We start from the raw sequence: 21,635 nt of genomic DNA, 5'->3' as shown, positions 1-21,635 counted from the left end.
GTCCATCAGAATCACTGTCAAAGAAACCATCCCCCACACCACAAAGGCGCAGAAGACAGGGCACAACAAACTAATTCGTCGACTATTGACACACTGTTGAGTTCTCAAGAATCACACGCGCACCGTGCTTCAGGCCACCTTTCGTGGCCCTCGGCTGCGGGGCAACCTGCAGTAACTTACCGATCTGGTCTTGCTCCGTCAACTCGGCGTGACCGCCGAGCGCTGCGGGTCTGACAGACCGGTGTCGGCGCGTGCAGGAGCCCGGTCCAGGTGGCCTTTCGGCCCGACTCGGGCGCCGCTCGCGGCGACAAGAAGAACATTACACACACGTGTCGGGGGCATCAAATCGGGGGGCACCACCGGCGTACGGAGGTCGTCGGAGTCCCCGGATCGCGCTCAGCCGGGGCGGCGCAGGCCCTTGGCCGGGCGGTAGACGGAGACCGTCGGGTCACCCTGGAGCCAGAACCGCCAGGGGCGCTCGGGGGCGCCGCGGAGGCCCACCCGCGGGCCCGTGGCGTACGCCGTCGCCGGGCTGGCCGGGAGCTCGAGATGCAGGTCCTCCCCCGCCAGGTCTGCGCCGTTGTCGTCGAGGGTGATGCCCAGTGCGCGGCACAGGCGTGCGGGCCCGCGCGCCAGGTCGCGGTCGGGTGCGCCGAGGCGGCGGCCGTGAGCGACGTCGAGTCCGTCGACCACCTCACCCGCACGCAGGAGGACGGCCGAGGCCTGGCCCTCCGGTCCGCAGACGACGTTGGCACAGACGTGCATCCCGTAGGTGAAGTAGGTGTAGAGCCGGCCGGCGGGACCGAACATCACGGCGTTGCGCGGCGTACGGCCCCGGAAGGCGTGGGAGCCGGGGTCGCTGTCGCCGGCGTACGCCTCCACCTCGGTCAGCCGGACGGTGACACCGCCCCGGGTCAGCAGCGCCCCGAGGAGCCGCGGTGCGACTACCTCGGGGCGCTCGCTGAGCAGCTCGGCGAGCCGGCTCACGAAGGGTCCGACGACCGGCCGCCGGCCCGGTCCTCGACAGCGGCGCGCTCCGCCCTGAAGGCGCTGCTGCGCGCCCGCGCCTCGGCGAGCTGCTCCTTGACCCGGTCGGGCGCGGTGCCGCCCCGGCCGTTGCGCGAGGCGACGGAGCCCTCGGCGGTGAGCACGAGGCGTACGTCGGGGGTCAGCGCCGGCGAGATCGCGGCGAACTCCTCGTCGGTCAGGCCGTCCAGCTCCACGCCACGTGCCTCGGCGGCGCGTACACAGGCGCCGGCCAGCTCGTGGGCGATCCGGAAGGGCGTCCCCTGCCGCACCAGCCACTCGGCGATGTCGGTGGCCAGGGAGAACCCCTGCGGCGCGAGCTCGGCCATCCGGGCGGTGTCGAAGGTGAGCGTGGCGATCTGGCCGGTGAACGCGGGCAGGAGAACCTCGAGCGTGTCGACGGAGTCGAAGACCGGTTCCTTGTCCTCCTGCAGATCGCGGTTGTAGGCCAGCGGGAGCGCCTTGAGGGTGGTCAGCAGGCCGGTCAGGTTCCCGACCAGCCGACCGGCCTTGCCCCGGGCCAGCTCGGAGACGTCCGGGTTCTTCTTCTGCGGCATGATCGACGACCCCGTCGACCAGGAGTCGTGCAGCGTCACGAAGCCGAACTCCTTGGTCGCCCACAGGATGACCTCCTCGGCGATCCGGCTGATGTCGATGCCGGTCTGCGCCGCGACGTAAGCGAACTCGGCGACGAAGTCGCGAGCGGCGGTGCCGTCGATGGAGTTGGCCGTGGAGCCGGTGAAGTTGAGCTCGCGCGCGACCAGCTCGGGGTCGAGGCCGAGCGACTGGCCGGCGAGCGCGCCGGAGCCGTACGGCGAGTCCGACTCGACCCTGCGTCGCCAGTCCTGCAGCCGGTCGACGTCGCGCAGCAGCGCCCACGCGTGCGCCAGCAGGTGGTGGCTGAGCAGCACCGGCTGGGCGTGCTGGAGGTGCGTGCGCCCCGGCATGATCGCGCCGAAGCTCGACTCCGCCTGGTCGGCGAGGGCGTCGACCAGGTCGAGCACCAGTCCGGAGATGGCCAGCGAGTGGTCGAGCAGATAGGAGCGGAAGAGCGTGGCGATCTGGTCGTTGCGCGACCGCCCGGCGCGCAGCTTGCCACCGACGTCCGGGCCGACCTCCTCGATCAACAGCCGCTCCAGCGCGCCGTGCACGTCCTCGTCCGAGTCCCCCGGCTGGAGCGCCCCGCTGGTCCAGCGCTCGGCGAGGACGTCGAGGCCGCGGTGCAGCTCGCTCTCCTCCTCGCCGGTGAGCAGCCCGGCCGCGCCGAGCGCCTTGGCGTGGGCATGCGAGCCGGCGATGTCGTAGAGCGCCAGCCGCCAGTCGAACTGCGTCGAGCGGGACAGCGCCTCGAGCTCCGGGCTGGGGCCGCCCGAGAAGCGGCCGCCCCAGAGCCTGCCCTCGTTCGTCGTGCTCATCAGTCGGTCCCGAACTCCATCGCTGCCTCGTCGAGCGCAGCCTCCTCGTCACCCTTGAGCGCCGGGTTCGCCGAGATCCGGTCGTAACCGCCCGCGGGGAGCTCGCCGAACAGGGTGCCGTGCTCGACGAGCACCTGGCCCTGGTCGAGCGGCTGGGCGGCGTACGCCTCGAGCTTGGCGCGGCTGTCGGCGATGTCGAGGTTGCGCATCGTCAGCTGGCCGATCCGGTCGGTCGGGCCGAAGGCGGCGTTCTCGACCCGCTCCATCGACAGCTTCTCGGGGTGGTAGGACAGCGCAGGGCCGTCGGTCCGCAGGATGGTGTAGTCCTCGCCCCGGCGCAGCCGCAGCGTCACGGTGCCGGTCACGAGCGAGGCGATCCAGCGCTGGATCGACTCGCGCAGCATCAGCGCCTGCGGGTCGAGCCAGCGTCCCTCGTAGAGCAGCCGGCCGAGCTTGCGGCCGTCGAGGTGGTAGTTCTCGATGGTGTCCTCGTTGTGGACCGCGTTGAGCAGCCGCTCGTAGGCGGTCCAGAGCAGCGCCATGCCGGGCGCCTCGTAGATGCCGCGGGACTTCGCCTCGATGATGCGGTTCTCGATCTGGTCGGACATGCCGAGACCGTGGCGCCCGCCCACCGCGTTGGCCTCCCTCACGAGGGCCACCGCATCGTCGTACCGCCGCCCGTTGATGGCGACCGGCCGGCCGGCCTCGAAGGTGACCGAGACGTCCTCGGGCTCGATGGCGACGCTCGGGTCCCAGAACCTCACCCCCATGATCGGCTCGACGGTCTCGAGCGAGACGTCGAGGTGCTCGAGGGTCTTCGCCTCGTGGGTGGCGCCCCAGATGTTGGCGTCGGTGGAGTACGCCTTCTCGGCGGAGTCCCGGTAGGGCAGGCCGTGCTCGACGAGCCAGGCGCTCATCTCGTGGCGGCCGCCGAGCTCGCTGACGAAGTCGGCGTCGAGCCACGGCTTGTAGATGCGCAGCTCGGGGTTGGCCATCAGGCCGTAGCGGTAGAACCGCTCGATGTCGTTGCCCTTGAACGTCGAGCCGTCGCCCCAGATGTTGACGTCGTCCTCGTGCATCGCGCGGACGAGCATCGTGCCGGTGACGGCGCGCCCGAGCGGAGTGGTGTTGAAGTAGGCGCGTCCGCCGGAGCGGATGTGGAAGGCGCCGCAGGCGAGCGCGGCCAGGCCCTCCTCGACCAGCTGCGGCTTGATGTCGATCGCGCGGGCGAGCTCGGCGCCGTACTGCAGCGCACGGTCGGGTACGCCGGCGATGTCGGGCTCGTCGTACTGTCCGATGTCGGCGGTGTAGGTGCACGGGACCGCGCCTCTGTCGCGCATCCAGGCGACCGCGACGGAGGTGTCGAGTCCTCCGGAGAAGGCGATGCCGACGCGCTCTCCCTTGGGCAGGGAGGTCAGGACCTTGCTCACGTGGTGGTTACTCCTCTTCGGTGCTGATCAGGGTGGCGTGGGTGTGCGCCCGGGTGTGGTCGGCGAGCGCCAGGAACCGCCTCGCCAGGTCGTCGCCTCCGACGGGGTCGCGGCCGATCACGAGGACGGTGTCGTCGCCGGCGATGGTGCCGAGGATCTCGGGGAACTCGGCCTTGTCGAACGCGGATGCCAGGAACTGGGCCGCGCCCGGCGGCGTACGCAGGACGACGAGGTTGGAGCTGGCCTCTGCGCTCACCAGCAGCTCGGCGCACAGCCGGGCGAGCCGGCCGCGCGCCGCCGCCGACTCCTGCGGGGCGACGGCACGGCGGTCGCCGCCCTCGCCGGGGACGGCGTAGACGAGCGCGCCGGTGGTCGAGCGGACCTTGACCGCGTCGAGCTCGACGAGGTCGCGGGACAGCGTCGCCTGCGTGACCTGGACGCCGCGGCCGGCCAGGAGGTCGGCCAGCTCGCTCTGGGAGCGCACCTCGTGGGTGCTCACGATCTCCACGATGAGCCGGTGACGGGCGTTCTTGGTCGCCGGGCGGAGGGCCTGCTCCGTCATACGTGTGCTCCGCGTCGCTCCCAGAGGAAGGCGAGGATCGCCTTCTGGGCGTGGCGGCGGTTCTCCGCCTCGTCCCAGACGATGCTGCGTGGGCCGTCGAGGACTGCGGCGGCGATCTCCTTGCCGCGGTAGGCCGGCAGGCAGTGCATGACGACGGCGTCCGGGTGGGCGTGGTCGACGAGCTCCTGGGTGAGGGCGTACGGCGAGAAGACCGCCTCGCGCTCCGCCTTCTCGTCCTCCTTGCCCATCGAGACCCAGGTGTCGGTGACGAGCACGTCGGCGCCGGCCGCGGCCTTGATCGGGTCCTGGTCGAGGGTGATGCTGCCGCCGGTGCCGGCGCAGATCTCCGCCGCCCGCGCCAGGACGTCGGCGTCGGGGGTGTAGCCCTCGGGGGCGCCGAAGCGGACGTGCAGGCCCGCGAGCGCGCCGGCGAGCGCGTAGGAGTTGCCCATGTTGCAGGCCGCGTCACCGAGGAAGGTCACCGTCAGCCCGCGGAGCTCGCCCTTGTGCTCGCGCAGGGTCAGCAGGTCGGCGAGGAGCTGGCAGGGGTGGAACTCATCGGTCAGCGCGTTGACGACCGGCACTCCGGCGTACGACGCCATCTGCTCGAGGTTGCCCTGGGCGAAGGTGCGCCACACGATCTCGCCGGCCTGCCGGCCGAGGATGCGGGCGACGTCGGGCACCGATTCGCGGATGCCGATCGCGGCCAGGATGCCGTCGACGAGCATCGGGAAGCCGCCGAGCTCGGCGATCCCGGCAGCGAACGACGCCTGGGTCCGCAGCGTCGGCTTGTCGTAGATAGTCGCGACGGTGACGGGTCCCGCGAGCGGCTTGGCGGCGTACGGGTCGGCCTTCATCGCGGCGGCGAGGTCGAGGACCTCCGCCTGCTCCTCGGGCGTGAGGTCGTCGTCCCGCAGAAAGTGCCTCATTGCTGCTCCTGTGAGCTGTCCTGCGCGGCGTCGAGGATGGCCGGCCATGCGGCGAGCAGCGCCTCGACGTCGTCCTGCGTGACGACCAGCGGTGGCACCAGCCGGATCCGGTCGGGGGTGGCGTTGTTGAGGATGAAGCCGGCCTCGAGCGCCGCGGCGACGACCTTCGCGGTGTCCACCTCTGGGAGTACCACGCCGACGAAGAGACCCTCGCCCTCCACTGTCGCGACCCGCGGGTCGGCGGCGATGCCGTCGCGGAGCTTCTGGCCGAGGACGGTGACGTGCTCGAGGATGCCGTCCTGCTCGATGGTGCGTACGACGGCGAGGCCGGCCGCGCACCCGACCGGGTTGCCGCCGAACGTGGTGCCGTGGTTGCCCGGCTCGAACAGGGTGGCCGCCCGGCCGAGGCCGATGCAGGCGCCGATCGGGAACCCGCCGCCGAGGCCCTTGGCGAGCGTGACGATGTCGGCGGTGACGCCGGTGGTCTCGTGGGCGAGCCAGTGGCCGGTGCGGCCCATGCCGGACTGCACCTCGTCGAGCCACAGCAGCGCGCCGTGCTCGTCGGCGATCCGGCGGGCGGCGGCGAGGTAGCCCTCGGGCGGGACGACGACGCCGGCCTCGCCCTGGATCGGCTCGAGGACGATCGCCGCGGTCTCGTCGGTGACGGCGGCCGCGAGCGCGTCGGCGTCGCCGTAGGGGACGAAGGTGACCTCGCCCGGCAGCGGCTCGAACGGCGCGCGGTAGGCCTCCTTCGAGGTCAGCGCGAGAGCGCCGAGGGTGCGGCCGTGGAAGGCGCCCTCGGCGGCCACGAGGTGGGTGCGGCCGGTCTTGCGGGTCAGCTTGAAGGCGGCCTCGTTGGCCTCGGTGCCGGAGTTCGCAAAGAAGACCTTCCCGCCCGCACCTCCGGGCACGAGCGCCAGCAGCTTCTCGGCGAGCTCGACCTGCGGACCGCTGGTGAAGAAGTTGGAGATGTGGCCGAGGGTCGAGATCTGCTCGGTCACGGCCGAGACCAGCGCCGGGTGGGCGTGGCCGAGCGCGTTGACGGCGATCCCGCCGAGGAAGTCGACGTACTCCTTGCCGTCCTCGTCCCAGACGTGGGCGCCCTCGCCGCGCACCAGCGCGAGCTTGGGCTTGCCGAACGCGTTCATGAGGGCGCTCTGGTAGCGGTCGGTGTAGGTGGTCACTTCGCGATCTCCCTGGCTTTGCGGGTCTTGGTCTCGACGCCGGGCAGCACCTGCGTGCCGACGCCCTCGTCGGTGAACAGCTCGAGCAGGACCGAGTGCGGCTGGCGGCCGTCGACGACGGTCGCGCGGGCGACACCGCCCTTCACCGCCTGCAGGCAGGCCCCCATCTTCGGGATCATCCCGCTGGCGAGCGACGGCAGGATCCCCTCGAGCGTCTCGGGGCTGATCTCGCCGATGACCTCCTCGGGGTCCGGCCAGTCGAGGTAGAGCCCCTCGACGTCGGTGAGGACGAGCAGCTTCTCGGCCTTCAGCGCCACCGCCAGCGCGGAGGCGGCGAGGTCGGCGTTGACGTTGTAGACGGTGCCGTCGACGTCGGGCGCGACGCTGGAGACGACCGGGATCCGGCCGGCCTCGATGAGGTCGAGGACCGACTCCGGGCGTACGCCGACGACCTCGCCCACCTGGCCGAGGTCGACCTCCTCGCCGTCGACGATCGTGCTCGCCGGCTCCGCGGTGAACAGCCCGGCGTCCTCCCCCGACAGGCCGACCGCGAGCGGCCCGTGGGAGTTGATCAGCCCGACCAGCTCGCGCTGGACCTGGCCGACGAGCACCATGCGTACGACGTCCATCGCCTCGGGCGTGGTGACCCGCAGGCCGCCGCGGAACTCCGACTCGATGCCCAGCCGGTCGAGCATGGTCGAGATCTGCGGACCGCCGCCGTGGACGACGACCGGCTTGAACCCGGCGAAGCGCAGGAACGCGATGTCCTCCGCGAAGGCCTGCTTCAGCGACTCGTCGGTCATGGCGTTGCCGCCGTACTTCACCACCACGATCTTGCCGTGGTAGCGCTTCAGCCAGGGCAGGGCCGCGGCGAGGGTGCGCGCCTTCGCCGGGTCCGGCTTGCCGGGGTCGTGGGACACGGTGTCGATATCCAGGGTGCTCATGAGTGGTAGGCGGGGGTGTCGTGGACGGAGTGGTCGAGCGCCTCGGCCAGGGCCGTGGCGAGCTCGGCGGCGGGGGGCGTCGTGCCGGCGGCTCCGCCGGCGAGGAGGAGGACCGGCCGCACCGTCGGGAGGTCCCCGAGCGCCGCCTCGAGAGCGGTGACGGGGAGATCCGCGTCGGTCAGGAGTACGACGGCGTGGCCGGTGCCGAGCGCCGCGACCGACCAGCCGTCGCGGTGGACGGTGCGGGCCGGATCGGGCGAGCCCGGCAGCACGGCGACGTCGACGGCGCCGATGCCGAGGCACGCGGCGGCCTGCTCGGCGACGCGGTGGACGTGCTGGAAGCCCTCCGGAGAGGTGGGCTCCTCCGGAGACGCCGCCTGCGGGTCGACGGCGACGGCCCGGACGAGGCCGTCGCTCGCCACCTGACCGGTCCACAGGACGGCGTCGGAGCCGCCGGGGAGCAGCCCGGCGGCGGCGTACGACGGGCCCTCGGAGACGAGCAGCGTGACCTCGCCGACGACAGCGGTGGCGAAGCCGTTCGGCAGGGTCACGGGGCCAGACCGACCGTGGAGAGGCCGGTGGCCTCGTCGAGCCCGAGGGCGAGGTTCATCGACTGGATCGCGCCACCGGCCGTGCCCTTGGTGAGGTTGTCGATCACGCCGACGGCGACGAGCCGCCCGGCCGCCTCGTCGACCGTCACCTGGAGCTGGACGGCGTTGGAGCCGATCACCGACTGGGTCTGCGGCCACTGCCCCTCGGGCAGCACGTGGACGAAGCGCTCCTCGGCGTACGCCTTCTCGTAGACCGCGCGGGCCTCGTCGGCGGTGACGCCGGGCTTCAGCTTCGCGCTGCAGGTGGCGAGGATGCCGCGCGGCATCGGGACCAGCAGCGGGGTGAAGGAGACGGCGACGGCGCCGTCGATGAGGCCGGAGAGGTTCTGCGTGATCTCGGGGGTGTGGCGGTGGGTGCCGCCGACGCCGTAGGCGCTGGCGTTGCCCATGATCTCGGAGCCGAGCAGGTGCGGCTTCGGGCTCTTGCCAGCGCCGCTCGTGCCCGACGCGGCCACGACCACGACCTCCGGCTCGACGATCCCGGCCTCGACGGCCGGGGCGAGGGTGAGGGTGGAGACGGTCGGATAGCAGCCGGGGACGGCGATCCGGCTCGCGCCGGCGAGCCTCGTGCGCTGGCCGGGGAGCTCGGGCAGGCCGTAGGGCCACGTGCCGGCGTGCTCGCTGCCGTAGAACTGCTCCCATGCGCCCGCGTCCTGCAGCCGGAAGTCGGCGCCGCAGTCGATGACGACGGTGGACTCGGGCAGCTGGGCGGCGACGGCGCCGGACTGGCCGTGCGGGAGCGCGAGGAAGACGACGTCGTGACCGCTGAGGTTCTCGACCGTGGTCTCCGCGAGCACGCGGTCGGCGAGCGGCAGCAGATGGGGCTGGAGGCTGCCCAGCGTTTCCCCCGCGTTGCTGTGGGCCGTCACGGTCCCGATCTCGACATCGGGGTGCGACAGGAGCAGGCGGAGGAGCTCGCCCCCGGCGTACCCACTGGCGCCGGCGACGGCGACGCTCTTCTTGCGGCTCTGGCTCGTCATGCTGAATGACTATACAGAGCGATGCATGACCTTGTGTAATCGTCTCGAAATACGGCGGGCGAAGAACTACGACATTGCGGATGCCGGTCGTCCGGATGTCGCTCTAGGTTCGCGTCATGAGGCTGCCCTTCCCGACCTACCTCGACCACCTCCGCGCCGAGTCGGCCCGCTTCCGGGCCGCGCTCACCGGGTGCGACCCCGAGAGGCCGGTGCCGACCGCGCCGGACTGGACCGCCGCCGACCTGCTCTGGCACCTCGGCGAGGTGCAGAACACCTGGAGCGAGGTCGTGCTCAGCCGGCCGAAGAACCCGGACCCGGAGCCGGACCCGCCCCGGCCTGCGTCGTACGACGGGCTGCTGGCGTTCTTCGACGACGCCAGCGCGCGGCTCGTGCAGACGCTGACGGCGGCCGACCCGAGCGAGCCGGCCTACACCTGGTCGGGCCCCGACGACCAGAACGTCGCCTTCATCATCCGCCGGCAGGCCCACGAGGCGGCGATCCACCGGCTCGATGCGGAGCTGGTCGCCGGGAGCGCCGTGGCACCGCTCGACCCGGCGCTGGCGCTCGACGGCGTGGACGAGTGTCTCGACGTGATGTACGGCGGGCTGCCACCGTGGGGCAGGTTCGACCCACTCCCCCATTACGTCGAGTTCCGGGCCCGCGACGCCGGCGGCTCGGTGTGGACCCAGCTGGGGCTCTTCTCCGGCACCCGGCCCGACGGCGGCGAGACGATCTCGGGCGAGAGCGACGCCCACGTCGTACCGGACCCCGGCGTGCCGGCGGACGCCGTGGTCAGCGGGACGGCCGACGACCTCGACGCGTGGCTCTGGCACCGCCGCGGCGACGAGCGCATCACGGTGACCGGCGATCTCGCGATCTACGACCGGCTGCGCGAGCTCCTCGGGCAGCCGATCACCTAGCCTGCCGTTCGTGATCTCTCGGCTCGCGGTCTTCCTCGGCTCCCGTGACGGCAACGACCCCGCGCTCGCGGAGGCGGCGTACGCCGTCGGGCGCGGGCTCGCAGAGCGCGACGTCGAGCTGGTGTACGGCGCCGGCGGCGGTGGCCTCATGGGTCGCGTCTCGCAGGGCGTGATCGACGGTGGCGGCCGGGTCTTCGGCGTGATCCCGCGGTTCATGGTCGAGCGCGAGTGGGGCCGGGTGGGCGACCACCGGGAGCCGGGCGTCGAGACCGTCGTGGTCGACACGATGCACGAGCGCAAGGCGCTGATGGCCGACCGCGCCGAGGCGTTCCTCGCGCTGCCCGGTGGCCTCGGGACGCTGGAGGAGCTCTTCGAGGTCTGGACCTGGCAGACCCTCTCGCTGCACGGCAAGCCGGTCGGGCTCTTCAACGTCGGCGGGTTCTGGGACCCGCTCGTCGAGATGATGCGGCGCATCGCCGAGGCCGGCTTCATGCACGGCCCCGCCGTCGAGCAGCTCGTCGTCGGCGACGATCTCGACGACGTGCTCCTCCGTCTGGAGCAGGCCCGCTGAAACCAGCCGGCCGCCGCTGAAACCGTCATGAAGGCGCGGTGAAACCGGGCCCCCTCATGGTGGTGGCATGAACTCCTCTGCACCCACCACCGCCAGTGTGACTGCCACCGACCTGGCAGTGCAGGCCCGGGGTCTGGTCAAGAGCTTCGGCAACTTCAACGCGGTCGACGGGATCGACCTCGAGATCCGCCGGGGCGAGGTGTACGGCGTCCTCGGACCGAACGGCGCCGGCAAGACCACGACCCTCAAGATGCTCGCCACCTTGCTGCCCATCGACCAGGGTGAGGCCAGCATCTTCGGCGTCGACGTCAAGCGGCACCCGCACCAGGTGCGGCAGCTGGTCGGCGTGACCGGACAGTACGCGTCGGTCGACGAGAACCTCACCGGCAAGGAGAACCTGCTCCTGTTCGGTCAGCTCCTCGGGCTCTCCCGCCGCCGCGCGGCGCGCACCGCCGAGGAGCTCCTCGAGAGCTTCGGGCTGACCGAGGCCGCCAACCGGCAGCTCGGGAAGTTCTCCGGCGGCATGCGGCGCCGGCTCGACCTCGCCGCCTCGCTCATCTCGCGGCCGCCGCTGATCTTCCTCGACGAGCCCACCACGGGTCTCGACCCGCGCACCCGCGGGCAGATGTGGGAGACCATCCGCGGGCTCGTCGCCGGCGGCTCGACGGTATTGCTCACCACGCAGTACCTCGACGAGGCCGACCAGCTCGCCGACCGGATCGCCGTCATCGACCGCGGCCTCAAGGTCGCGGAGGGCACCTCCGACGAGCTCAAGGGGTCGGTCGGCGAGTCCACGCTCCACCTGCGGCTCGAGGACAAGGACCACACCGCGATGGCTGCCCAGCTGGTCGAGAGCGTGCTCGGCACCGAGCCGGTCCTCACCCCCGAGGCGGGCGGCCTCAACGTCGCGATGACCGACGCCAACCGCGCCGCCGACGTGCTCATCGCGCTGCGCCAGGCGGGCCTGGGCATCAGCACCGCCGCCGTACGCCAGCCGACGCTCGACGAGGTCTTCCTCGCGATCACCGGCCACCACACCGAGGACGCCGAGAACGACACCGACAACCAGAACGAGACCGAGGAGGTGGCGTCATGACCGCCGCAACCGCCGAGCTGCCCGACCTGACCCTGGACCGGGTGCTCTCGCCGCGGCCCTCGCCCGGCGACGCCGTACGCCAGACGCTCGCGTTCGCGTGGCGCGCGCTGCTCAAGATGCGCCGCAACCCGGAGCAGTTCATGGACGTGACGCTGCAGCCGCTGCTCTTCACCGCGATGTTCACCTACATCTTCGGCGGGGCCATCTCCGGCAGCGTCTCCGACTACATGCCGACGATCATCCCGGGCATCCTCGCCCAGACCGCCATCACGACCTGCATGGCCACCGGCACGCAGCTGCGCGAGGACATGGACAAGGGCGTCTTCGACAGGTTCAAGTCGCTGCCGATCGCCCGGATCGCGCCGCTGGCCGGGCCGGCGATCGCGGACATCCTGCGCTACGTCATCGCCGCGACGCTCACCATCCTGGTGGGCATCGCGATGGGCTATCGCCCCGGTGGCGGCGTCGGCGGGACGATCGCCGGCTGGGCGCTCACGATCATCGCGGCCTGGTCGCTGGCGTGGATCTTCACCTGGCTCGGCACCGTCATGCGGACCGCGCAGGCGGTGCAGGGCACGGCGATGCTGATCATGTTCCCGCTGTCGTTCATGTCCAACGCGTTCGTCGACCCGGACACGATGCCGGGCTGGCTCCAGGGCTTCGTCAAGGTCAACCCGCTCTCCCACGTCGTCACGGCGGTCCGGGACCTGATCAACAACGGCTCGTTCACCGGCGAGGTCGGCTGGGCGCTGCTCGGCTGCGCGATCGTCGTGGCGATCTTCCTGCCGCTCTCGGTGAGGTCCTACAGCCGGAAGATGTGAGTCACCACGTCCAGGGCCTCGTCGAGGAGCGCCGGGCCGCGACGGTCGGCGTACTCCTCCTCGATCCTGGCGACGGCGCCGGGCGCGATGCGCTCGGCGTCCTCGACCGCTTTCTCCCAGCGCATCGCCGGCGCCATCCGGGTGTAGGCGAAGCGCTCCGCGATGACCAGCAGGCGTACGGCGTCCTCCGGCGCGAGCGCGCCGCGCAGGAGCGCCCACAGCCCGGTCCCGAAGAAGAGCGTCCCGGCCACGGGGTAGTCGAGGATCGGCGTCGCGACCTCGAGGGCGGGCCTGGCCTTCTCGGCCAGGGAGTCGTAGAGGTCGACACCGTCGTCGCCGGCGCCGAAGCGGGCGTACGCCGCCAGTGCGGTCGCCTCCGACACCACGACCCACGGCAGCAGCGCGAAGCCGTCGGTGACACCCGGGAACCGAACGGTCCGCAGGACCTCCGCCGCCTCGCGGTAGAGCGCCAGCCCCTCGGCGATCTCGCCCCGCGCGAGGGCGAGCTCGGCACGGGCCGCGACGACGGCACCGCGCGCGCCGAACGCGGCAGTGCCGCGGTCGTCGATCTCCTCGACCAGCCGGGCGGCCTCGTCGACACGGCCGGACTCGAGGGCAGCCATCGCGAGGATCGCGGTGACCTGGAGGACGTCGTCGCCGGCACCGAGCCGCTCGAGCACGGGGCGCGCCGCGGCGGCGTGGGTCGCCGCCTTCGCGAGTTCTCCGAGCTGGGCGTGCAGGCCGGCGACCTGGGCGTGCAGGGTCGCGGCGTTCCACGGTGGGTCGTCCTCGCGGATGAGCGCGAGCGCGTGGCTCGCCGCATCGAGCGCGGCCCGCGGGTCGCCGAAGTTCTCCTTCTCGTGGGCGCGGAAGATGTAGGCGACCCCGCGGGCGGCGTGGTCGGCGTCGTCCGTCAGCTCGTCCAGCTTGGCGCGGAGCTCGTCGCCGGACCCGTCGCCGAGGGCGAGCATGATCGTGAGGAGCGCGCGCAGCGGCGGGCTCGCCGAGTCGGTGCCGAGCCGCTCCACCAGCTTGCGCAGCTGGGCAGCGTCGGACGGTGAGCCGAGGGTCGCCCCGAAGATCAGCAGCCCGACGGTCAGCCGGGTCTTGTCGACGAGCTCCTCCGGCGGCGTCCAGTCGCCGAGGGTGGCGGCGAGGGCGCTGATGAGGGTGAAGACGCGCGGGTGGTCGCCGGCGATCGTCCAGTACGCGCCGAGTGCGGCGAAGATCCTGACCGCCGCCTCCGGGTCGGGTTCGGCGAGCGCCTGTCGGAGCACGTCGGCGAGGTTGCTCTCCTCCGCCCGGAGCGCGTCCATCGCCTCCGGCTGGGCGTTTCCGTAGAGGCGGCCGGCGTACTCGTCGGCGTACGCCGCGGCCCAGGTGCGCTGCGCCAGACGGGCCTCGTCCTCCTCCCCCGCGTCAACGAGCTGCATCCGGCCGAACTCCCTGACCGTCTCGAGCATCCGGTAGCGCACGCCGAAGGGCGTGTCGACCACAGTCAGCAGCGACTGGTCGTTGAGCTCCTCGACCGCGTGCAGGGCGCTCGGCCCGAGTATCGCCTCGGCGGCGGCGAGGGTGAAGCCGTCGTGGAAGACGGAGAGCTGGCGGAGGGCGCGCCGCTCGGGCTCGGCGAGGAGGTTCCAGGACCAGTCGATGACGGCGAGCAGGGTCTGGTGGCGGTCGGGGGCGCTGCGGTCGCCGCCACGGAGCAGCTCGAAGCGGTTGGAGAGCCGGTGGGCGATGTCGTCGACCGACATGACCCGGACCTTCACCGCCGCCAGCTCGAGCGCCAGCGGCAGGCCGTCGAGCCGGGTGACGATCTCCGCGACGGTCTCCTCGGGCAGGGCGACTCCCGGCCGTGCGGCGGTCGCCCGCTCCTCGAACAGCCGGACGCCGTCGGCGGTGGCGAGCTGGCCGAGCGGGTAGACCCGTTCGGCCGCGATCGCCAGCGGCGACCGGCTGGTGGTGAGCACCCGCAGGCTCGGCACCGTGCCGACGAGGAAGGCGACGAGGTCGGCCACCGCGCCGACGACGTGCTCGCAGTTGTCGAGGACGAGGAGCGCCGGCGCCTGGTCGTGCTGCTGCGCGATCCGGGAGCGTACGTCGGCGCGCTGCTCGGGGGTCAGGATGCGACGGCCGCTCACCGAGTCGCGCACCCCCAGGGCCGACCCGACCTCACCGATGACGTCGTCCGGGGCGGCCACGCCGACGAGCTCGACGAAGTGGACGACGGGCTGCTCCGCCTCGCGGGCGAGCACCCGCGCGAGGCGGGTCTTGCCGAGCCCTCCGGCACCGAGCAGTGTGACGACCCGGGCGGAGCGCAGCATCACCGAGACCGCCGCGACGTCCGGCTCGCGCCCGATGAGCGACGTCGTGTCGTACTGCACCCCGGAGCGCACCGGCCGGTCGCGGGCGAGCAGCTCGCCGTGGAGCGCCCGCAGCTCAGGTCCGGGGTCGACACCGAGCCGGTCGGCCAGTCCGGAGCGGTAGGCCTCGTAGCGCTCGAGCGCGGCGGGTACGCCCCGGACCGCCGCGACCGCGCGCAGGAGCGCGGCGACGACCTCGTCGTCGTCCGCCCGGACGGCGGCACGCTCGAGGAGCGGCAGCGCGTCGGCGTACCTCCTCTCGGCGGCGAGCCGGAGCGCCTCCGGCCGCAGCGACCAGGCGTCGACCTCGTCGGGGGCGAGCGCGAGTCGGTAGCCACGCGGCGTGCGCTCGATCGCCTCCGGGCAGGTGGCCGCGCGCGCCCGCGAGACGACCACCTGGAGGGCCTTCGTCGGGTTGGCGGGTGGGTCGTCGCCCCAGACCTCGTCGACGAGCACCGACTCGCTGAGCCCGCGGCGACCGGCCTCGACGAGCGCCCGGAGCAGCGCGTGAGTGCGCTCGCCCGGGACGGGGCTGCCGTCCCAGACGACGTCGTCGAGCACGCGCAGTCTGGTCACCTGAGCGATGATGCCACCGTGACCCCCATCGAACTGCGCTCAGACAACGCCGCGTCCGTCACTCCTGAGATCCTCCAGGCCGTCGTGGCGGCGAACGGCGGATCCGCACTGGCGTACGGCGGGGACGAGGTGACCGCCCGGCTCGAGGAGCTGGTGCGCGAGGTCTTCGAGCACCCGACGGCCCGGGTCTTCCCCGTCACGAGCGGTACGGCGGCCAACGCGCTCTCCCTCAGCGCGCTCTGCCCCCCGTGGGGCTCGGTGCTGTGCCACGAGACCGCCCACATCATGAACAGCGAGGGCGGCGCGACGTCGCTCCTCGCCGGCGGAGCGGTGATGAAGGGCGTCGGCGGCGACGACTTCCGGCTCTCGCCCGACGCGCTCCAGGCGACGCTCGACGGCACCCGCTGGGGCGACCCGCACCACTCCCAGCCGGCCGCGCTCTCGCTCACCCAGCCCACCGACCTCGGCACCGTCTACCCGGTCGCGGACGTGGAGGCGCTCGTCGCCGTCGTCAAGCCGCACGACCTGCGCGTGCACATGGACGGCGCCCGGCTCGGCAATGCGATCGCCGCCCTCGGCTGTACGCCGGCCGACCTCACCTGGCGGGCCGGCGTGGACGTGCTCTCCCTCGGCGCGACCAAGAACGGCGCCCTCTCGGCCGAGGCGATCGTGGTCTTCGACGACCGCGCGGCCGACGAGCTGGTCTACCGCACGAAGCGGTCCGGCCATGTCACCTCGAAGATGCGCTTCCAGTCCGCGCAGCTGATCGCCTACCTCAGCGACGGGCTGTGGCTCCGCAACGCGGCCAACGCCAACGCGCGGATGGCCGAGCTCGCCGCCGGCCTCGAGCGGCTCGGTGTGGGGCTGGTCAACCGGCCGGACGTCAACATGGTCTTCGCCGTGCTCGCCGACGACGTCGCCGACCGGCTCGAGCGGGCCGGCGTGCTGTTCTACCGGATGGGCGGCATGGTCCGGTTCGTGACCAGCTGGGAGACCACTGCTCAGGAGGTCGAGGCCGTGCTCGCCGCCCTGGAGGCGGCGCTCGGCTGAGATCACCGCAGGACCTCGTACACCTGCTTCTGGATCCCGTTGGCGTACGCCTCGTGCTCGACGAGCCGGAGCCGCTGCTTCTCCTTGTCGCTCTCGCTGAACATCCGCTTCCCGCCGCCGAGCAGCACCGGGAACACGAGCAGGTCGTAGCGGTCGATGAGGCCGGCGTCGCCGAGATCCCTCGTGAGCCGCGCGCTCCCGGCGGTGTAGATCGGCCCGCCGTCGGTCTCCTTGAGCGCGGCGATCTCCTCGAGAGAGCGCAGGATCGTCGTCGGGCCCCAGTTGCCGACCAGGTCGTCGTCGGAGAGCGTCGTGGAGACGACGTACTTCGGGCGGTCCTTCATCGCGGCGAAGTCCTCCATGTCGGGCCAGACCCGGGAGAACGCCTCGTAGCTGACCCGACCGAGCATCAGCCCGGAGGCCTCCTGCATCGCGCGGCCCGCGAGCTCGTAGGCCTCGGGCAGGAACTCGATGTCCTTGAACGTCCAGCCCGCACTGCGGTGGTTCTCACCCGCGCCGCCGCCGGGCGAGTCGACGACACCGTCGACGGAGACGAACGCGGAGGCGATGAGCGTGCGCATGGTGGTGCTCCTTCCATCGGTCTCCGTCGGATCTGCGTCCTTCGGATACTGTTTCCTGCGTCCACTGTGTATCGTGGATACAGAACTTGTCCAGCGCTTTTCGGAGGGAGCCACGTGTCCACCGAGTCCGCCACCACCACGCTGCTGTGGGACGGTCGTACGCCGGCGGCGCGCGGCCCGGCAGCGACGCTCAGCATCGAGGCCATCGCTGCGGCGGGCGTCGCGATCGCCGACGAGCACGGCATCGGCGCCGTCTCGATGCAGGCGGTCGCCGAGTCGCTCGGGTTCACGAAGATGGCGCTCTACCGGCACGTACGAGGCAAGGACGAGCTCCTCGCGGTGATGGTGGAGGCCGCCGTCGAGGAGGTGCCGCGACTGGACCCGCGCCAGCCGTGGCGGGAGCGGATCACCGTCTTCGCCGACGCGCTGGCCGATGTCTGGAGGCGCCACCCGTGGGTGCCCTGGGTGACCCGCGGACGACGCCTCATGGGCCCCCGGGAGGTCGCTTGGGTCGAGTGCGCCCTCGAGCCCCTGGTCGACACCAGCCTGACCCCGACGGAGCGCCTCGACGCGGTCTTCCTGCTGTTCGGACACCTGCGCAACACGCACTCGCTGGACACAGCGGGCACCCAGCCCTGGCACGATCCCGCCCTGGGCGAGCGGCTCCGGCAGAGCGCCGAGCACTACCCCGCGCTCGCCGATCTCTCGTCGGTCGGCGCCTCCGAGGACAACGGACGCAGCTTCGGCCTGGAGCGGATCCTCGACGGGATCGAGCGGCTGCACGAGTCCCGGGCCTGACTCGATCGGTCACAACTCCCGACTCGACCGGTCACAACCCCCGAATCAACGCTGGACGGCGCCGGTGATCTCGGCTGCTCGGGCGACGGCGGCGTCGCGGGCGGCGTTCGCCTCCTCGGCCGTCAGGGTGCGGTCGGGAGCCCGGAAGCGCAGGGCGAACGCGAGCGACTTCTTGCCCTCGCCGAGCTGCTCGCCGGCGTACACGTCGAAGAGGCGGATCGTCTCCAGCAGGTCGCCGGCGCCCTCGCGGAGCGCCGCCTCGACCTCGGCCACTGTCACCGAGTCGTCGACCAGCAGGGCGACGTCCTCCTTGGCGACCGGCATGGTGGAGAAGACCGGGCCGGGTACGACGGCCGGGGCCCTGCTCATGAGGAAGTCGAGGTCGATCTCGACCGCGGCGCTGCGCGCGGGCAGGCCGAAGCTCTTGCAGACGGTCGGGTGCAGCTCGCCCGCGTGGCCGAACTTCTCGCCGTCGATGCTCACCTGCGCGCAGCGGCCCGGGTGCCACGGCATCCGCGACGCCGCGGCCACCTCGACGGCGACACCGAGCTCGGCGCCGAGGCGGCGGACGACCTCGATGGCGTCGGCCCAGCCGGCGGCGCGGCCCTCGCCCCACCAGCCGGAGCGCTCGCGCTCGCCGGCGAGGACGACGCCGAGGAAGAGCGGCTGCCGCGGGAGCGCCTCGAGCAGCTTCTGGAGCTCCTCCTCGGTGGGGCGGCGGTCGACGCCGTAGATCGGCGCGGCCTGGTCGGTCGGGAAGGCGACGGTGCCGGTCTCGAACAGCGCGACGCCCTCCTGGCCACGGCCGAGGTTGCGGCCTGCGGCCTCGAGGAGTCCGGGCAGGAGCGTCGTGGTGTAGGCCGGCGCCTCGTTGCTCAGCGGGTTGGCGATGCCGACGGTGTGCCGGAGCACGTCGTCGGCGGGCAGCCCGAGCGCGTCGAAGGTCGCCTCGCCCACGAACGGGAAGCTGACCACCTCGACCAGGCCGGCGCCCGCGAGCGTACGCCCGATGCGGCGGCGCAGCTTCTGCTCGCGGGTGAGGCCGCGGCCGGTGGCCCGGCGCGGGAGGACGCTCGGCACCTCGGTGTAGCCGACGATGCGGACGACCTCCTCGACCAGGTCGTAGGGGTCGTTGAGGTCCGGCCGCCAGCTCGGCGGCGTGACCTCGAGGTCCTGGTCACCGACGGAGACGGTCGCACCGATCGCCTCGAGGTGGGCGACCGAGGCGTCCGCAGCGATGTCGATCCCGCTGATCCGGGCCGGCAGCTCGGGCGCCATCGTGATCACCGGACGCGCGGGTGCCTCGCCGACCAGCGTGAAGCCCGGCTCGGCGGTGGCGCCGCCCAGCTCTACGAGCAGCTCGACGACCCGGTCGGCGGCGGGGCCGGGGAGCAGCGGGTCCACACCGCGCTCGTTGCGCCGGCCGGCCTCGGAGGTGAGCTTGTGGCGGCGACCGGTGCGGAACATCGAGGTGGCGTCCCAGTGGGCCGCCTCGACGAGGACACGCGTGGTCGTCGCGGACACCTCGGTCGTGGCGCCGCCCATGACGCCGGCCAGCCCGATCGCGCCGGAGTCGTCGGCGATGACGAGGTCCTCGGTCGACAGCTCGCGGACGACGTCGTCGAGGGTCCGCAGCTTCTCGCCCTCGTGGGCGCGGCGGACGTGGAGGTCCCCGGCCACCTTGTCGGCGTCGTAGCCGTGGATCGGCTGGCCGAGCTCGAGCATGACGTAGTTGGTGACGTCGACGGCGAGCGAGATCGAGCGGATGCCCGACTGCTCCAGCCGGCGCCGCATCCAGTCCGGCGTCGGCGCCGTCGGGTCGAGCCCCGAGACCAGCCGCGCGGCGAAGACCGGGCATCCGGCGGGGTCCTCCACGACAACGCCCCAGGCACGGCCGTCGACCTCCGGCAGGGGGCGTACGGCGGGGTCCGTGAACGGCGCCGCGTCGTGCCCGTCGGCGTAGGCGAGCGCGGCCTCGCGGGCGATGCCGCGCAGGCTGAGCGCGTAGGCGCGGTCGGGGTTGATCTCGAACTCGATGACCTCCTCGCCCAGTCCCAGGGCGTCGAAGGCGGGCTCCCCCGGCTCGCCGGCGCCCTCGGGCAGCACGATGATGCCCTCGTGGTCGGCGCCCAGCCCGAGCTCCTGCATCGAGCAGATCATCCCGGCCGAGACGTGGCCGTAGGTCTTGCGCGCGGAGATCTCGAAACCACCCGGCAGCACGCCGCCGGGCAGGACGACCACGACGAGGTCGCCGGGCGCGAAGTTGTGGGCACCGCACACGATGCCCTGTGGCTCGCCGGTGCCGTTCGCGGAGCCGACGTCAACTCTGCACCAGTTGATGGTCTTGCCGTTCCTCTGCGGCTCGGGCTCCATCGTCAGCACGCGGCCGATCACCAGCGGGCCGCTGATGCCCTGCCCGGCGGCGTGGATGCCCTCGAGCTTGAGGCCGAGCGCGGTCAGCCGATCGGTGAGATCCTCGGTGGTCACCGCGGCCGGCAGGTCGACGTACTCCTTGATCCAGGAGACGGGGGCCTTCATCTGCTCTACAGCTCCGTTCCGAAAGCGCTGGTCAGGCGGACATCGCCCTCGAAGAGGGCCCGCAGGTCGCTGAGGCCGTGCCGGAACATCAGGGTCCGGTCGATGCCCATGCCGAACGCGAAGCCGGAGTACCGGCTGCTGTCGACGCCGCAGGCGGTCAGCACGCGCGGGTTGACGATGCCGCAGCCGCCCCACTCGATCCAGCCCTCGCCCTTGCAGGTGCGGCACGGATCGCTCGTGCCCTCCTTGAGGCCGGTGCCGTGGCAGACGAAGCAGGTCAGGTCGACCTCCGCCGAGGGCTCGGTGAAGGGGAAGTACGACGGTCTGAACCGCGTGACGATCCCCTCGCCGAACATCTGCGTCGCGAAGTGGTCGAGCGTGCCCTTGAGGTGGGCCATCGAGATGCCCTCGTCGATCGCGAGGCCCTCGACCTGGTGGAACATCGGTGAGTGGGTCGCGTCGTACTCGTCGGCACGGAAGACCCGGCCCGGGCAGACGATGTAGATCGGGGGCGTCCTGGTCAGCATGGTGCGGGCCTGGACGGGGCTGGTCTGGGTGCGCAGCACGACGTGGTTGTCGGCCGGGGCGGTCCAGATGGTGTCCTGGGTGGTGCGCGCCGGGTGGTCCGGGCCGAGGTTGAGCGCGTCGAAGTTGAGCCACTCGGCCTCGATGACCGGGCCCTCGGCCACCTCCCAGCCCATCCCGACGAAGATGTCGGCGATGAGCTCGGCACCGGTGGTGAGCGGGTGGCGCGCGCCTGCCGGCTGCCGGTCGGTCGGCAGCGTCACGTCGACGGTCTCCTCGACGAGGATCCGGGCCTCCTGCTCCGCCTCGAGGACCGCCTGCCGCTCGGCGAGCGCCTTGTTGACGGCGCCGCGGGCCTGGCCGACGCGCTGGCCCGCCTCCTTGCGCGCCTGCGGCGGCAGCGCACCGATCTCGCGGTTGGCGAGCGCGAGCGGAGAGCGGTCACCGGCGTGCTCCTGACGGACCTTCTTCAGCTCCTCGAGGTCGCTCGCCGCGGCGACGGCGGCGAGGGCGGCGTCGCGCGCGGCCTCGACCTCCTCAGCCTTGAGCGGAGTGACCTCGACGGGGTCGTAATCGGTGTTCGGGCCCGACATGCCTGGGTGCCACTACCTTTCGCGCGGGAGTACGCCGGAACGACTCGAGCGGCGTACCCCGCAAGTCTAGGAAGCCACGGCCCCGGGGCGCGAACCGGTTCCGCCCCCTGGTCCGGCGG

At 72.3% G+C, this 21,635-nt stretch carries 19 protein-coding genes; 6 read left to right on the top strand and 13 right to left on the bottom strand.

Going from position 1 to position 21,635, the window contains the following annotated elements; translation table 11 throughout:
• Nucleotides 1–396: 396 nt before the first annotated feature.
• From ABLE53_RS24235 to argC, 9 genes are read right to left on the bottom strand one after another with little or no spacing between them, the layout of a single operon-like run.
• A complete protein-coding gene (locus ABLE53_RS24235) occupies nt 397–987 on the bottom strand; it encodes a DNA-3-methyladenine glycosylase (RefSeq protein ID WP_348861753.1) in 591 nt (196 codons plus the stop codon).
• Nucleotides 984–2,441: an argininosuccinate lyase gene (gene argH, locus ABLE53_RS24230; protein WP_348861752.1), complete on the bottom strand. Its 1,458-nt coding sequence runs from the start codon at nt 2,439–2,441 to the stop codon at nt 984–986. The genes ABLE53_RS24235 and argH overlap by 4 nt, the downstream gene beginning before the upstream one ends.
• Nucleotides 2,441–3,871, bottom strand: a complete 1,431-nt coding sequence (gene argG, locus ABLE53_RS24225; RefSeq protein ID WP_348861751.1) for an argininosuccinate synthase — start codon at nt 3,869–3,871, stop codon at nt 2,441–2,443. The genes argH and argG overlap by 1 nt, the downstream gene beginning before the upstream one ends.
• 7 nt (nt 3,872–3,878) lie before the next feature.
• A complete protein-coding gene (locus ABLE53_RS24220) occupies nt 3,879–4,433 on the bottom strand; it encodes an arginine repressor (RefSeq protein WP_348861750.1) in 555 nt (184 codons plus the stop codon).
• The gene (gene argF, locus ABLE53_RS24215; protein WP_348861749.1) at nt 4,430–5,362 is read right to left on the bottom strand and encodes an ornithine carbamoyltransferase; all 933 of its coding nucleotides are present in this window, start codon (nt 5,360–5,362) and stop codon (nt 4,430–4,432) included. The genes ABLE53_RS24220 and argF overlap by 4 nt, the downstream gene beginning before the upstream one ends.
• The gene (locus ABLE53_RS24210) at nt 5,359–6,546 is read right to left on the bottom strand and encodes an acetylornithine transaminase (protein ID WP_348861748.1); all 1,188 of its coding nucleotides are present in this window, start codon (nt 6,544–6,546) and stop codon (nt 5,359–5,361) included. Before ABLE53_RS24210 ends, argF begins: the two co-directional genes overlap by 4 nt.
• Complete coding sequence (gene argB / locus ABLE53_RS24205) at nt 6,543–7,490, bottom strand: acetylglutamate kinase (RefSeq protein WP_348861747.1); 948 nt, start codon at nt 7,488–7,490, stop codon at nt 6,543–6,545. Before argB ends, ABLE53_RS24210 begins: the two co-directional genes overlap by 4 nt.
• The gene (locus ABLE53_RS24200) at nt 7,487–8,041 is read right to left on the bottom strand and encodes a hypothetical protein (RefSeq protein WP_348861746.1); all 555 of its coding nucleotides are present in this window, start codon (nt 8,039–8,041) and stop codon (nt 7,487–7,489) included. The genes argB and ABLE53_RS24200 overlap by 4 nt, the downstream gene beginning before the upstream one ends.
• On the bottom strand, nt 8,038–9,081 hold the full coding sequence (gene argC / locus ABLE53_RS24195) for an N-acetyl-gamma-glutamyl-phosphate reductase (RefSeq protein WP_348861745.1): 1,044 nt from the start codon (nt 9,079–9,081) through the stop codon (nt 8,038–8,040). Before argC ends, ABLE53_RS24200 begins: the two co-directional genes overlap by 4 nt.
• 116 nt (nt 9,082–9,197) lie before the next feature.
• Here argC and ABLE53_RS24190 point away from each other — a divergent pair, with 116 nt between their 5' ends.
• From ABLE53_RS24190 to ABLE53_RS24175, 4 genes are all read left to right on the top strand, one after another.
• Nucleotides 9,198–10,001: a maleylpyruvate isomerase N-terminal domain-containing protein gene (locus ABLE53_RS24190; protein ID WP_348861744.1), complete on the top strand. Its 804-nt coding sequence runs from the start codon at nt 9,198–9,200 to the stop codon at nt 9,999–10,001.
• Nucleotides 10,002–10,011: 10 nt separating this feature from the next.
• Nucleotides 10,012–10,572, top strand: a complete 561-nt coding sequence (locus ABLE53_RS24185; protein ID WP_348861743.1) for an LOG family protein — start codon at nt 10,012–10,014, stop codon at nt 10,570–10,572.
• Nucleotides 10,573–10,639: 67 nt separating this feature from the next.
• Nucleotides 10,640–11,668 carry an ATP-binding cassette domain-containing protein gene (locus ABLE53_RS24180; protein ID WP_348861742.1) on the top strand — a complete coding sequence of 343 codons (1,029 nt, stop codon included), beginning with the start codon at nt 10,640–10,642 and terminating at the stop codon, nt 11,666–11,668.
• The gene (locus ABLE53_RS24175; protein ID WP_348861741.1) at nt 11,665–12,489 is read left to right on the top strand and encodes an ABC transporter permease; all 825 of its coding nucleotides are present in this window, start codon (nt 11,665–11,667) and stop codon (nt 12,487–12,489) included. Before ABLE53_RS24180 ends, ABLE53_RS24175 begins: the two co-directional genes overlap by 4 nt.
• On the opposite strand, the gene ABLE53_RS24170 is transcribed toward ABLE53_RS24175, so the two are convergent.
• Nucleotides 12,471–15,431, bottom strand: a complete 2,961-nt coding sequence (locus tag ABLE53_RS24170) for an ATP-binding protein (RefSeq protein ID WP_348861740.1) — start codon at nt 15,429–15,431, stop codon at nt 12,471–12,473. The two genes, ABLE53_RS24175 and ABLE53_RS24170, sit on opposite strands and share 19 nt — an antisense overlap.
• Before the next feature lie 18 nt (nt 15,432–15,449).
• Here ABLE53_RS24170 and ABLE53_RS24165 point away from each other — a divergent pair, with 18 nt between their 5' ends.
• On the top strand, nt 15,450–16,481 hold the full coding sequence (locus tag ABLE53_RS24165; protein WP_348861739.1) for a threonine aldolase family protein: 1,032 nt from the start codon (nt 15,450–15,452) through the stop codon (nt 16,479–16,481).
• A gap of 2 nt (nt 16,482–16,483) precedes the next feature.
• On the opposite strand, the gene ABLE53_RS24160 is transcribed toward ABLE53_RS24165, so the two are convergent.
• Nucleotides 16,484–17,062, bottom strand: coding sequence for a dihydrofolate reductase family protein (locus tag ABLE53_RS24160; RefSeq protein ID WP_348861738.1), 579 nt, complete (start codon nt 17,060–17,062; stop codon nt 16,484–16,486).
• 114 nt (nt 17,063–17,176) lie between these two features.
• Here ABLE53_RS24160 and ABLE53_RS24155 point away from each other — a divergent pair, with 114 nt between their 5' ends.
• On the top strand, nt 17,177–17,860 hold the full coding sequence (locus tag ABLE53_RS24155; RefSeq protein WP_348861737.1) for a TetR/AcrR family transcriptional regulator: 684 nt from the start codon (nt 17,177–17,179) through the stop codon (nt 17,858–17,860).
• Between the two features lie 45 nt (nt 17,861–17,905).
• Here ABLE53_RS24155 and pheT read toward each other — a convergent pair whose 3' ends face one another.
• Both pheT and pheS read right to left on the bottom strand, forming a co-directional pair.
• Entirely contained in the window at nt 17,906–20,398 is a 2,493-nt protein-coding gene (pheT, locus tag ABLE53_RS24150; RefSeq protein ID WP_348861736.1) for a phenylalanine--tRNA ligase subunit beta, read from the bottom strand.
• 5 nt (nt 20,399–20,403) lie between these two features.
• Nucleotides 20,404–21,516: a phenylalanine--tRNA ligase subunit alpha gene (gene pheS, locus ABLE53_RS24145; RefSeq protein ID WP_348861735.1), complete on the bottom strand. Its 1,113-nt coding sequence runs from the start codon at nt 21,514–21,516 to the stop codon at nt 20,404–20,406.
• Nucleotides 21,517–21,635 lie beyond the last annotated feature (119 nt).

The organism is Nocardioides asiaticus, from assembly GCF_040049175.1.
Lineage (GTDB): Bacteria > Actinomycetota > Actinomycetes > Propionibacteriales > Nocardioidaceae > Nocardioides > Nocardioides cheoyonin.
Note: the sequence above shows the minus strand (reverse complement) of the source record. Positions and strands in the feature narration are given on the sequence as shown.